The organism is Paenibacillus sp. J22P165, assembly GCF_059692015.1.
The window spans coordinates 378,040-391,260 of record NZ_JCAUAP010000004.1 but is presented as its reverse complement, the minus strand read 5'-3'; the positions used below and the strand labels follow the sequence as shown (position 1 = coordinate 391,260).

The 13,221-nt window shown below is 48.6% G+C and carries 12 protein-coding genes; all 12 read right to left on the bottom strand.

Features of this window, described 5'->3' with window-relative positions:
• Positions 1 to 68: 68 nt before the first annotated feature.
• The 12 genes from AC58QM_RS12005 to AC58QM_RS11950 all read right to left on the bottom strand — a co-directional run bounded on the left by AC58QM_RS12005 (position 69) and on the right by AC58QM_RS11950 (position 13,198).
• Positions 69 to 860, bottom strand: coding sequence for an SDR family NAD(P)-dependent oxidoreductase (locus tag AC58QM_RS12005; RefSeq protein ID WP_497284153.1), 792 nt, complete (start codon positions 858 to 860; stop codon positions 69 to 71).
• 37 nt (positions 861 to 897) lie between these two features.
• A complete protein-coding gene (locus AC58QM_RS12000) occupies positions 898 to 1,689 on the bottom strand; it encodes an SDR family oxidoreductase (protein ID WP_497284151.1) in 792 nt (263 codons plus the stop codon).
• A 12-nt stretch (positions 1,690 to 1,701) separates the two neighbouring features.
• The gene (locus AC58QM_RS11995) at positions 1,702 to 2,529 is read right to left on the bottom strand and encodes an HpcH/HpaI aldolase family protein (RefSeq protein ID WP_497284149.1); all 828 of its coding nucleotides are present in this window, start codon (positions 2,527 to 2,529) and stop codon (positions 1,702 to 1,704) included.
• 49 nt (positions 2,530 to 2,578) lie between these two features.
• Complete coding sequence (locus AC58QM_RS11990) at positions 2,579 to 3,520, bottom strand: Gfo/Idh/MocA family oxidoreductase (protein WP_497284148.1); 942 nt, start codon at positions 3,518 to 3,520, stop codon at positions 2,579 to 2,581.
• 18 nt (positions 3,521 to 3,538) lie between these two features.
• Entirely contained in the window at positions 3,539 to 4,327 is a 789-nt protein-coding gene (locus AC58QM_RS11985; RefSeq protein WP_497284146.1) for an IclR family transcriptional regulator, read from the bottom strand.
• 21 nt (positions 4,328 to 4,348) lie between these two features.
• The gene (locus AC58QM_RS11980; protein ID WP_497284144.1) at positions 4,349 to 5,107 is read right to left on the bottom strand and encodes an SDR family NAD(P)-dependent oxidoreductase; all 759 of its coding nucleotides are present in this window, start codon (positions 5,105 to 5,107) and stop codon (positions 4,349 to 4,351) included.
• Positions 5,108 to 5,120: 13 nt separating this feature from the next.
• Entirely contained in the window at positions 5,121 to 6,434 is a 1,314-nt protein-coding gene (locus AC58QM_RS11975; protein ID WP_497284142.1) for an aspartate aminotransferase family protein, read from the bottom strand.
• Between the two features lie 73 nt (positions 6,435 to 6,507).
• Positions 6,508 to 8,004: a M81 family metallopeptidase gene (locus tag AC58QM_RS11970; protein ID WP_497284140.1), complete on the bottom strand. Its 1,497-nt coding sequence runs from the start codon at positions 8,002 to 8,004 to the stop codon at positions 6,508 to 6,510.
• A gap of 1 nt (position 8,005) precedes the next feature.
• Positions 8,006 to 8,401, bottom strand: coding sequence for a RidA family protein (locus tag AC58QM_RS11965; RefSeq protein ID WP_497284139.1), 396 nt, complete (start codon positions 8,399 to 8,401; stop codon positions 8,006 to 8,008).
• Positions 8,402 to 8,441: 40 nt separating this feature from the next.
• Positions 8,442 to 9,551 carry an alanine racemase gene (locus AC58QM_RS11960; RefSeq protein ID WP_497284137.1) on the bottom strand — a complete coding sequence of 370 codons (1,110 nt, stop codon included), beginning with the start codon at positions 9,549 to 9,551 and terminating at the stop codon, positions 8,442 to 8,444.
• Between the two features lie 23 nt (positions 9,552 to 9,574).
• Positions 9,575 to 10,729, bottom strand: coding sequence for an N-acetylglucosamine-6-phosphate deacetylase (gene nagA, locus AC58QM_RS11955; RefSeq protein WP_497284135.1), 1,155 nt, complete (start codon positions 10,727 to 10,729; stop codon positions 9,575 to 9,577).
• 639 nt (positions 10,730 to 11,368) lie between these two features.
• Complete coding sequence (locus tag AC58QM_RS11950) at positions 11,369 to 13,198, bottom strand: cache domain-containing sensor histidine kinase (RefSeq protein ID WP_497284133.1); 1,830 nt, start codon at positions 13,196 to 13,198, stop codon at positions 11,369 to 11,371.
• Positions 13,199 to 13,221 lie beyond the last annotated feature (23 nt).

The following is a 13,221-nucleotide window of genomic DNA, read 5'->3' as shown; positions in this document are numbered from 1 at the left end:
CTTTCACCACCCCTTTTTCTTTCTTGTATAAAAAGAAAGCGGCATCACGCGTTGATGCCGCTTTCCCCTTACTTGGCTGTATAGCCGCCATCCACAGGCAAGTTAGTGCCCGTTACATACTGGGAGGCGTCCGATGCAAGAAATACAACCGGACCCCAAATATCATCCGCTTTGGCCATGCGGCCTAACATCGTTCTGTCATTGTAACGTTGGATAAATTCAGGGAGATTCTTCTCCGTCTGAAAACCGCCTGGTGAGATGCAGTTGCACCGAACCTGACTCGCACCATAATAACTGGCGATAAATCGGGTAAAGTTGATCATCCCGCCCTTATGGAAGAAATAGTCAGGGATCAGTCCATTTAACGGCAACCCCTCATACAGTGTAGGATCGGGTCCGACCATGCCTTGAATCGAACCGATGTTAATAATAGATCCGCCGCTCCCTTTCTCGGCCATCCAATCGCCAATCACCCGCGTTAACTCGAACAATCCTGTTGCGTTAACCGCCATGCTGCGCGCGAAGGTTTCCAGCGAATCGTTATAATGAGACATCGTACGGGCGACAGCATTGTTGATGAGGACATCACATTTGCCTTCTCGCGTTTCTAACTTCTCTCGAATGGAAGAGATCGATCCGAGATCTTCTTGGTCGAAAGGAATGGCGCGGACCGTAAATCCGTCTTTTCTAAAATTCTCTTCGATCTCCTCTAAACGAGCTTCATCACGAGATGTCACGTATATGTTGCCTCCTGCTTGCGCGCAGGCCCTTGCGATTTGTGTCCCATAAAGTCCGGCGCCTCCCGTAATGAGCACCGTCTTATCCCTTAGCGAGAAGCTATTCATTACATTCGTACTCACATCGATTTCCTCCTATCGAATGACACAACTACCCGCGTTACCATGCTGTCCATCCACCGTCCACCATGAGATTCGATCCGGTCATATAGCTGGAGGCATCGGATGCCAGCATAATGACAGCGCCTACCATTTCCTCGGGTTTGCCTACTCGGCCGAGCATGGTTTTGGCTTGCAGCTGCTGTAAGAAAGCTTCGTTTTGACCGATTGCCGCATTGGGGAAAGGTCCTGGCGATACACTGTTGCAACGAATCCCATACTTGGCCAAATGTGCCGCACAGTATCGGGTTAGTTGAACAACACCAGCCTTCCCAACGCCATAATTCGGCGGATTATTTGCACCGCTATCACCATAAATCGAAGGATCAGGCGAGACGACTCCGTACATCGAAGCGAAGTTAACGATCGACCCGCCGCCGCTTTCTCTCAGATAGGGGATGGCTTCTCGAATGCAACGGAAAGTTGTACCGAGAGCCCCATCTACACCTTTATGCCACACTTCATCTGTCATGAATTCAAGCTCGGCCTCTTGGCCATAACCAGCACCATATGTCGCACAGTTAACAACAACGTTTAATCGCCCGCTAGCTGTGTCATGTGACGCAAACATGTCTTTAATCGATGTTGTTTGGGAGACATCACAGACCACCTGCCGTAATCGGCCCTCTTGCAGGGCAGTTGCCAAGTTCGGGTTCGTTCGGAAAGTTAGGTCTGCTACGGTAACATCAGCGCCAAATGCGAGTAACGCTTCTGTAATTGCGGTTCCGAGATACCCAGAACCCCCTGTAAGAATGACACTTTTATCCCGCAATGAGAAAAGCTCCGTATACATGTCGTGGCCTCCCTAGCTTTTGGTTGAGCCGTAGACGGAATCCGTACCTGTTCCGGAGCTGCGGTTAATGCTAGATGCGATACCACTTAAATACTGACCAAAACCAACCACATCGGCTCCAACACTTACAAATTGGTAGCCCATCGCCGTTAAATCATCCAAATTACTCGGACTGCCAACGGTTCCTGCGTATTTCCCATGCTTTCTTGCCAGTCTAGCCACTGATTCCCTGGTTTCAATTAGCAGCGGATGATCCCACTTGCCTGGAGCTCCAATCCCTTGACTGAAGTCTCCGGGTCCGAAAAAAATCATGTCCAGACCAGGCAGCGCGATGATATCTTCCAGCTCACCAAGCGGCTCTGGATCTTCGATTTGCAGGACGTTAAAACGTTGATCATTCGCTTGCGATATATAGTCCTCCAACTCCAAATTGCAGAAAGCACCGTCCGAATTTCCGCCATCAAGCGGCCGTCGACCGATCGGGTAGAATTTGGTGTGATGAATAATTTGCTTTGCATCCGCTAAGCTCATTACGTGTGGAACCATGATCCCTGCCGCATCCATCTCTAACGGCCGAATCAGCTCACTGTAGCTTCCTCTTGCTACACGGACAAGCACATCCACATCATACGCTTTTGCCGCCCAAATCTGTCGTTCAATGACAGCCAAATCATTCGGGACATGCTCCATGTCCGTCCATAGGCAGTCTACGCCAGAAATTCTGGCGGCCATTTCTGTTATGCGTGGATCTGCAAGATTCAGCTTCAACGCGATTGCTGTTTCCCCTGCCCGCAGCTTACGTAAGACTCGACTTTGACGCATATGAAAGTTAGTAGCCATCCGTTTTCGTCCTCCTTAAGGTTATGTACGAAAAGCGTGCTTCACTGTGTTAGTTCGCAGTGATTTCCTCTAGCCTTACAACTCTTCCACCTTCGTCTCGGCTGCGAATGCCGGCAATGATCATGCGCATTAATTCTTCCGTTTCACTGAACGGGAAGGGTCTTTCTCCTGTTTTCAAAAAGTGTATGAAAGCTTCAAGCTGTGATTTGAAGGAATAGAACGTATCTTGAGCGGTAACCGTGACATTGGCTTGTGTCCCACATAGCTGTAGAATACCGTGCGAACCATACATGTCATCCATCGCAAGCACCATCACATCGCCATGCAGGCGATGCTTGAAGTGAACGATGTTACGATCTTGCGTTCCTACGTTTTGAGCGGAAATAAAACCGGGGCCTAGAATGGGGTAAATCGACTCCAATGCATGGATACCGTAACGTTCCCAGCTTTTGCAAGTCGTGATGCTTGTGTAACGAAGTTCTCCTAAGGAGTGAATTGACGTGCGATAAGGCATATATTCTTTACAATAGCGCATGCAGCTAGATGACATAATCGAGGCACCATCGCGCACCCACCTTCGGAACTGCGCAAGATCGGGCTCATTATCGACCAGAGGCTTATCGACGAATATGGGGAGACCAGCCTCAACAAACGGCCGACAGCGTTCCACATGCTCATGGCCTTTATCCGTTGTAATCATGACGGCATCTACGTGTCCGATAACATCCTCTGGTCTGGATACGACGTGCGGGATAAGCGAAGCCTTAGCCACATGTGCGGCATCTAGAGGATCATCCGTCCAAATATGGGTGACAGATGCTCCAGGTATTTGCAGCTTTTCTACGGGCTCTTTGGCTAAATAATTTGGTATTGCGGGATAAGGACACTCGGCCATCGTGTGCTTGTCATAGTTGTTGAACATTGCACTCCAGGAATATGGGTGCCCATTGCCTTCCACCATGCCTAGAACTGCTATTCGTAATGGTTGCATGAGGAACTCCCCTCTCCATTATGTAAACTGATAGCCTAGTTTCCGCGAGATCTGATTCGCAGCAAATTTGATACTTTCGGCCATATCGGGAAATAAATCAGGAGCAAACCGATGCATAGCCCCCGAAATGCTAACCGCACCCTCGATGTTCCCATACATGTTGAAGATCGGAGCAGCTACACAACGTGCACCCTCTACAATTTCTTGATCATCCATGGAAAATCCTTGTTGGTGTACAAGTTTTAATTCAGCAAAAAGTTGCTCGACCGAAGTAATCGTGTTAGGTGTGATAGCCGGCAAGCCGTGAAGTGTGATATAGGCTTTAACTTTATCCTCTGGCAGATAAGCGGACATGGCTTTGCCCATAGCAGTCGCGTGAAAGGGTGCTTTGGATCCTACGGTATCCGTCATTCGCAGTGGCTGTGTGCTCTCTATGATCTCAACATATAACACCTCACCTTCTAACATGACACCTAAGTTAATTGTGTCGCCGTAGAGCTCAGAGAGCCTCTTCATCTCATGCATCGCCGCGGTTCTTAGCTTATTTCGCTCTAACAATCCGCGTGTCAGCATCAACTGCTTATAGCCTAAGCAATATTTGCCATTGTCATCGTCTCTGCTGATGAATCCCCTATTTTCCAAGGTTAAAATGATTCGGTACGTCGACGATTTAGGCTGATCCAGCATCTCTGTCAATTCCAAAAGATTCAAGGAATCGTGCTCCGCCAAAAGTTCCAGTAAATCCAATGCTTTATCGATGGCTTGTATGGTGTAACGCTCTTGTTTCTCTCCTACATCCTTGCTCATTGTATAGTGGTTTCTCCTTTGTCAAGATAACTTAATAAGCTGCCCGCCATCTACGACTAAGCAATGCCCTGTCATATAACGTGAATCACTAGTTGCCATAAATAGTGCAGCGTCTGCAATTTCCTCCGGTACACCAGCTCGGCCCATAGGGATGGTTTCGAGGTAGGGGGCAAATGCGGCAGGATTATCAATCAAGGGTTTCGTCAGCCTCGTCTCAATAAAGCCCGGGCAAAGTGCGTTGACACGGATGCCTAGTGGCGCAAGCTCCAAAGCCATAGACATAGTGAGAAGATTAATACCGCCCTTCGTCGCATTATAATGCGCTTGATCTTTCTCCGCAGCTAAGCCATTCACACTGGACATATTGATGATAGATCCACTCTTGGCTTGCTGCACCATGCTTCTTGCCACCGCTTGCCCGACGAGAAACGTTCCTTTCAAATTAATCGCCATATGCCGGTCCCACTCTGATTCCTCGATCTCCAAAAAGGGGGCAGGGCTGCAGATACCGGCATTGTTCACTAACACATCAATCGTTCCCCAATTTCCCAGAACTGTATCCACCATGCGATTAACATCTGATTTCAGCTGTACATCCCCATCGATCCAGATGACTTCACCGCCTTGAGCTGCAATCTCCTCAGCAGTCACTTGCAGCGCAGCCTTCTCTCTGCCGGTAATAGCCACCTTTGCTCCTTCAGCAGCAAATCTTACAGCCGTTGCTTTACCTATGCCGGTTGAACCGCCCGTTATGAGCACGACCACATCTTTCATTCTCATCCGGAATGCCTCCTTATAAGTTGACTAGCGCTCGATCGACAGCCTTCAATGTTTCTTCAATTTCTTGAGCGCCATGCGTCGCTGACAAATACCATAATCCGTTGGAACGGATGAGCACGCCCTCTTCTAGCATCTTACCAGCAAAATCTGCATACTTTGCTCCGTCCCGCTTCGTAAAGGAAGCGAAATCTTCAACCACAGGCTCGTGAGTAAACATCATATGGAAGACAGGACCGACATGATTGACGATGCCTGGAATGCTGTGTTTGACGAGTAAGCTACGAATCCCTTTAACGAGCTGGGTTGTGTTCGTTTCCATTTCACGGTAAACTCTCCCATCCTCTTGGGACAGTTCCGCTATTGTTGCTAAGGCTGCTGATGTCGCAACGCAATTCCCGTTCAAAGTACCCAAATGGCTAACGGTTCCATTCTCAATCAGCGCCATAATGTCCTTGCGGCCAGCTACAGCACTTATGGCAACGCCTCCGCCTAATGCTTTGCCAATGGTAATTAGATCTGGCTTTAATCCAAATTTCCCATGCGCGCCGCTTAAGCCAAGCCGGAATCCGGTGATGACTTCATCCAAAATCATAACGATGTTGAGCTCACTAGTTAGATTCTGTATGAGCTCAAGATAGCCTGGTCTGGGCAGCACGCAACCGGAATTGCACATCACCGGCTCTGAAATCACAGCGGCGATGTCATCCTTATATTCCCGTAAGGTTGCCTCCAAGACATCGAAATCGTTCCACGGAAGCAAAATGATATCTTCCAAGGCTAGCTCACTCTGACCGCTCGTGCCTGGCAAAAGCCGTTGCTCCTGCGTAGCAGCAGTGGAACTGGACTGACGCATGTCTGAGCTAGGGAAGGCGGTAAATATCGCATCCGACCACCCATGGTAATGCCCATGAAACCGAACGATCTTCCGCTTGCCCGTAAAAGCGCGAGCTAATCGCAGAGCCAGCATCACTGCTTCTGTACCAGAACCGCTTAAGGCCACTTTATCCGCACAAGGTAATATCTCAGTCAAGCGCCGTGCCAGCTCAATTTCCCCTTCATGCTGCAACCCGAAAGTAACGCCACGCTTCATCGCTGCATGGACACTCTCCGTCGTTGCCTCATGCGCATGGCCCAATATTAAGGGTCCATAGGCAAGCAAATAATCTATATAGGTGTTACCATCCACATCTGTTATTCTTGGACCGGAACCCGATGCAGCGAATAAGGGCGTCGGCTTCATGGCGCTTCTTAACGAGCTCGCCACCCCGCCTGCCAAATAGGCTTGTGATTCCGTATATTTCTGTCTCGATTTCTCAACATGCTTCATGCATACATCCTCCCTAATTCGTACTTCCTTGGAGAGTGATTTCGTTATGCAGGCTCATAGATGATATAGAAGTTCAATCATAGGTTCCAAATCTCGGTTGCGGCAACGAATCCATGGGATACGTTGGACGAATAACGTGTTGATATTGAAAATGAGCAAGATTGGCATTACAGCATCCTGGTGAATCCACATTAATGACATGCTTGGCAAACGATCCGAAAGCTGTCTGCCAAGCCAGCGCTGATTTGGCCACGATCATGTGATAATCCCCGGGCCATAAACCGACGGATCGCACATGCCCGACATCCCATGGGGCCACCCGCTTCTCTGTCAGTACGAGCGTAAGCAGTCCGCATTCAACAACAGCTGTTAAGCCCATCTCCGCATGCTGGCCGGTCATATACGGACCCGCATGTCGGTAATGTCCGTCAAACAGTAACCGAATCTTCCCCTTCACCGCTACAGGCTTTCCGTGCAAGGAGTCGCTTTTACCTCCTACCATGCCTTCGAATAGGCCTCCGATTCCGTTCCGGTAAGCCGCTTCCACGGCTTCAGGATCGCGAATTACAATCAATGCTTTCTTCGGCACAGTAATTAATTCAGCAAGTAGATGCGTTGCATCAGCCGGAGCGCCTCCCCCTACATTGTCGGAACCTTCCGCCAAAATAATAGGTCCTTCCGGCTGCGCCAATGCCTCGGCTACGGCTTCACGCGGTGTCGCATAGCTGACATTGAACGTCTCCTTCCGGTCGATCGCCATCTGTGCGAGTTCTGCCGCACAACGTTCAGCTAAATCGGTGTCACCGTCTGTCGTGACTACAACGGACATTCCCGCATCGGGAACGTCACTGTAGGGAAAACCGCCGGCTACCGTCACGTTCAGCACACCCGGCATACGCTCCATATGGAAGGCATGATCCATTAGCAGTTTCATACTGCCTACACTCGTCAGCATACCTTGAGGAACAACCAGCATGCCCGTATGAACCATTGCCCGAACGGGGCGAATCTCACCGCGAATTGTACTAACGAGCAGGTCAAAAGCTTCAACCGCCCGCTCATACATATCCACATGCGGGTAGGTATCGTAACCAACGATCAGATCCGCATGGCGAACCATCGCTTGGCTGATATTGCCATGCAGATCAATTGTCATGGCAATAGGGAAATCGGGTCCTAGCTTCGCGCGAAGACGTCGGAGGCATTCCCCTTCGTAGTCGGCGTAATGCTCCGATACCATAGCGCCATGCATGATCAAAACTAGGCCATCTGACCTGCTGTCGATGGCCTCCACGAGGGCATCGATCAGCGTGTCGCCCGTTGCTGCCTCCACCATCCCGCTTGGTGTCGCTGCCACATACAAGCCTGGCAACAAGCTAACGCCTTGTGCAGCTGCAGCGGCGATCACGCCCCCCATCGTAGTGCGCGTCCCTGCGTAGCGCGCTGCAAAAGCATCACCGCCCATCGTCCACTGTTCCCGAAAATGCGCGATGTCTGTAATGCCAGGAGCGAACGTATTCGTTTCATGCAAAATACCGGCTACAGCAATCTGAAGCTGGTTATTCCTCATCTTAAAGGCTCTCTCCACGACGAGTAACTACATAAGCAATCGCATCAATCTCTACTAAATAGCTGCCGATGGAACAACCAATTGAAGTCCTCGTTGGAAAAGGTTGCTTCATCAAACTTTGATAAGCTTTATTGTAGCCAGGAAAATCCTCTTGTCTGGAGAGGAATGCGTTGATTTTTACAATATGATCGAGCGTGAGTCCAGCCTCTCCAAGAATGGTCTCGATGTTGCGCAAGCATTGGAGCGTCTGTTCTTCAATCGTTTCTCCAACAACTTCACGCGTTATAGGATCTACGCCGACTTGGCCAGACACATAAACGAAATCACCTGCGCGAAGGGCTTGCGAGAAAGGAAGTGGGAATTCAGGTGCCGCTGTAGAATGAATGGGCTGTGACATAAGTAATCGTCTCCTTTGTATGTACAATTTAGATTGCCTATTAAGTAACTTTGCCTCTGGCATCGACCGTAAGGATACGCTCGAGTTGCCCGCCACGTACGCCAAGGAGTCGATCATGGAGGTTGGTCACGGCGCAGCAATGATTAGGTATGATCTCCACGATGTCACCGATATGAAGTTCGGTGCCGTCAGGCACGGAGAGAATGCCATGCTCTTCGCTAAGCCGCTCAACGAAGATAGAAGGAAACTCCGGTATGAATCCGTATCCTTTGCGATGCGCGCTGCTATCGTTGGACAGCGTCTTTGAGCCTGCATCGATGATGACGGTTCCCTGCCTAGGCGTGCTGACGACCGTGGCATAGATGCGCATGGCACAGGCTTCTTCGCCGATTAGGCCTGTATACAGCTGGGAGCCATCACCGAAAACATAAGCCCCAGGCCGCATCTCCGTTACTCCTAAGCCGGCGAGAGCACCAATGAACTTAGATGTCGGTGTCGAGCCCACACTAATGTCCGGCACATCCACACCTAATCGCCGCAGCACACGTTGTGATTCCAGCAAAGCTTCTGCTTCAGCAAGGGCAACTTCCAGACAGTCGTCGGCACGACTCTTGCTGTAAGCCTGCCCCGCATGGGTCATCAACGCGGTCAGACGAATTCCTGGCAGCTTGGCAATTTCTACAGCCAATGCGGCTGTCTCCTCGCCTGGTTCTTTTCCACAGCGGTTCAACCCGCTATTCACATCTAAGTAGAGCGGTACGCGAAGTTTCAAATGCTCACCAAGATCGGACAATCCTTTGGCCACTTCATAACTGTCCACACTGACTGAGACTTGCGTCTGTTGTAACAGTCGTCCCAAACGCTCCAGCTTCAATCGGCCCACAAGCGGATAAGCGATTAGAATATCATCTATACCGCCAGCCGCCATGACTTCAGCCTCGCCAAGCTTTGCCACCGTAATGCCTGAAGCGCCATGTCGCAGCTGCTCTTGCGCGATCCAAATGCTCTTATGCGTCTTCGTATGTGGCCGTAATCGTACGTCTGCTTTCGCAGCCAATTCAGCGGTACTCTGCAGATTGGCATCCAATCGATCCAGATCGATGACGATCGCTGGTGTATCCATATCCGCTTGCCACGCTGCATCATTCATCTCATCACCCACCATCCTGCGTATTAGAAACTGACGCTTTGTCCTTGTAGAATCACATGTTTCACATGAATTTCTTCATCAATGAGTAGGAGATTGGCTAACTTCCCAGGCTCGATACTCCCCATCTGATCGTCCATATGTATGACTTTTGCTGGATTCAGCGAAGCCATACGGAATGCATCCACGAGCCCGATTGATGCATGGTTCATCATATTGTGAACAGCTCTGTCCATCGTTAAACAGCTGCCGGCCAAATGACCAAGATGATTCCAATTCACATCGGAACTGCTGCCATTATGAACACCTGCATCAGGCATAGCATCCGTAATAATGATGACACGGTCAGTACCCTTGGTCTTGTGAATAAGCTTCAGCATCAAGGGACGTACATGAATCCCCTCTGCATCAGGAATGACTTCGGCATAAATATCGTCATGAACGAGTACCGCCTCATCGACACCAACCTCACGAGTTCCCCCGTATCTGGACGGTGAAGGTGTTATGCCTGATGCATTCGTACAATGGCAGCCGATACGCAGTCCTTGCGGGACAAAGCGGAATATTTGCTCCGCAGTCGCTTCGGAATGTCCAACAGAGAATGAAATCTCATATTTCGCAGCTTCATTCACAAAGGCTTCCTGACCATCCAGCTCAGGTGCGAGTGTCCAAACTTTAATGTGCTTCCCAGCAGCTTGTAAAATTTCTTGGTATTCCATAGGGTCAACAGGACGAATAGGTGAAGTGATTGCGCCATATTTCTTATTAATGTAGGGGCCTTCCATATGAATGCCTACAATGGCCTGTGCGAAGGGTTTTTCGGAGTTCATGCTGGATAAAATGGTTTGAATGCCTGTCTTTACCTGCTCTCTGCTCTCGTTGTAGGTAAAGGTTGGAAGAATAGCTGTCGTCCCATGTTTCAAATGGGCAATTGCGAACTCATACGGATGCTCCCATGACCATACACCGCCACCGCCATGACAGTGGATATCAATGAAGCCTGGAGCTATGTAGGCGCCTTGTGCATCTAACACGGGATAACCCTGTGGTATTTGCACTTGTTCTGCTTCACCGACACTCACGATGAGACCGTTCTCGATAAGAACAACCCCATTAGGAATTAAGCGATCGGCTGCAATGATCGTGCCGTTTTGAATGACTAACGTACGCGTTGCCGGCATTCATTCACCTCTTTCACAAAAATGAAACCTTGGTTTTATTTTCAGTATAGCATGCCTTTCAGCACTGTAAAGATCCATTTACAAATTTTCTCAACCGACGTGGGTTGGGTTGGGTTGGGTTGGGTTGGGTTGGAGAAGGTCATGCTGGAAATTTTGGATTAACTGGAAAATGTACAGCTATTTATGTGTAATTTCCTCGAAAACTCAGTTTAACTGTAAAAAATGTAGTTAAAAATGCTGGTTTTATTCATTTATATAAAAATGTAATAAATTAACTGTATGTTATCCATCTATTCTTCAAATAATCGATATTCCCTAGAATTTAACTGGAAAAAATCCATCTATTTGCCTCGCCTTCCTCCATCCTTTGGCCAATTTCCTCAGAAAACAACGCTTTTAGAACACCGCCTGAAGTGATATACATCAATTACTCTCACTCCACTTCCACTATCCCTTTCACTCAGGATATACTTCCCTAACTAGCCCTCCACAACTGTTCTTCTGAGCCAAAGGGATAGTGAGGAGATAAATGGGGTGAACAATTAAGCGACTACGCTGGCTTACTAAGGCGGGAGTGTCACTATATAGAAAACCTCCGGAGCAGCTGCTTCCGGAGGTCTCTATCAGTGGGATGTTATTTTACCCTGCCCGCTCCTCTAAAGACGATTCACACATAGCTAGAGGAAGGCGTAGCGTAATTCGGGTTCCCATGTGAGAACCGCTCTCGAATAGGAACTGTGATTCATTGCCATAGTACATTTTCATTCGGGCAACGACGTTACGCAGGCCGAATAGATCCTTCTCCTTTTTCAAATCCGTAGATATGCCTTCCCCAGCTTGCTTAGAAGCCTCCTCCAATTTACCGCAAATATAGGTGAGTCGATCTGGACTGACACCTACTCCGTTGTCGCACACTTCAAGAACGAGATAGCTTCCATCCAGATAGGAGGAAATGGCGAGTTCACCGCCCCCACTCTGTTTCTCCAAACCATGCAGAACCGCATTTTCCACCAAAGGCTGCAGGAGAAGCTTCAGCACATGATAGTGCGCACTTTCCTCATCAATCTCGAAGCGAACCGTGAAATGATCAAGGAATCGTAACTGCTGCACTTTAATGTAGTATTTCAAATGCTCGATCGTTTCTTTTACCGGAAATGTCTCATTCCCCTTGTTAAGGCTTAGTCGGAAAAATTTCGACAGATTCAACACCATTTCACTGATTTCATCAGCCTCATAGTTTTTAGCTGTCCAATAAATCGAATCCAGCGTGTTGTAGAGGAAATGAGGATTAATTTGTGACTGCAAAAATTTCAATTCCATTTTGGACAATAACAATTGCTTCTCGTAGTGATCCCGGATTAGCGTTTTCTGATTCTCCGCCATCCGATTGAAAGATTCGATCACATAGCCCAATTCATCAATCCGTGTATCTTCAAGCTGAATGGTAAAATTACCGGTTCGGAGCTGCTTCATCCCATAGGCCAGCTTCCGCAATGGCGCGGAAATACCTCGATAAATGATCCAGGACGTCCAGATGGCAAGTACCAAGCTGACAACTAGAATGCCATAGGAGAAAATTTTTAACGAGTCGGTATGACTCCGAATTTCCCACAAAGGCTGCTCCATCATCAGCGTCCATCCGGATAGTTTCGACTTCACGCTGATCGTTACCATCTCCGTACCGGTCTGTGGTGATTTACGAATCGTCCTTACTTTATCCACCTTGCCCCACACTTGGGAATTCACACTTCCGCCCGTGCCGGTTATCGATCTTCCGTCATTATCAAATAGATAGATATTCGCATTTTTCGAAGGCAGCAGCGGTTTTGCAAGCTCGATTAGCGCACTCTTTTTTACCGAAAGGATAAGCAAGTTCGGATTCATCAACGTACGATTATAGGGGTCCATGGTCCGAATCAGATGCACACTATCGGCATCAAAATACGACTCACCTTGTTGCGGAGTAAAGAAAATCGTCCCCCCATTAGCTTCCATTAAATTTCGATACCATTCCTGATTCTCTGCCCCGCTAGGCAGCTTGCCTCCACCGAATTTCGTGGAAATGACGGTGCGTGATGGCATATGGATAATTGTAATTTGGTCGATTATGAGATTAACCGTCGTCATACTCGTGATCTGATCCATCACTTGAGCAAAATGAACGAATGACTGTTTCTCTGGTTCTTGACCGACAGACTGCAGCGTGGTATTGACATTCGTATCGAAAGCGATCAAAGAGGACAACTGCTCGATATTTTGCAAGGTCAGATCAATATAATCCGTCATGGTGTGCAGCGCGCCTTGTGTCCGCTCTCCCGTCTGTACCTCTACGATCGACTGCGATTTGGCAATGGCAAAAAGACTGAACCCTGCTAACGGAAGTAGAATAAGTAAAAAATACCAAGTTAACCGAACTTGGATGTAACCGGCAAGCAATTTTCGAATTTTGGGAAGTATTTCTTTGGTCATTTCGGCAACCTCCATTCATGACC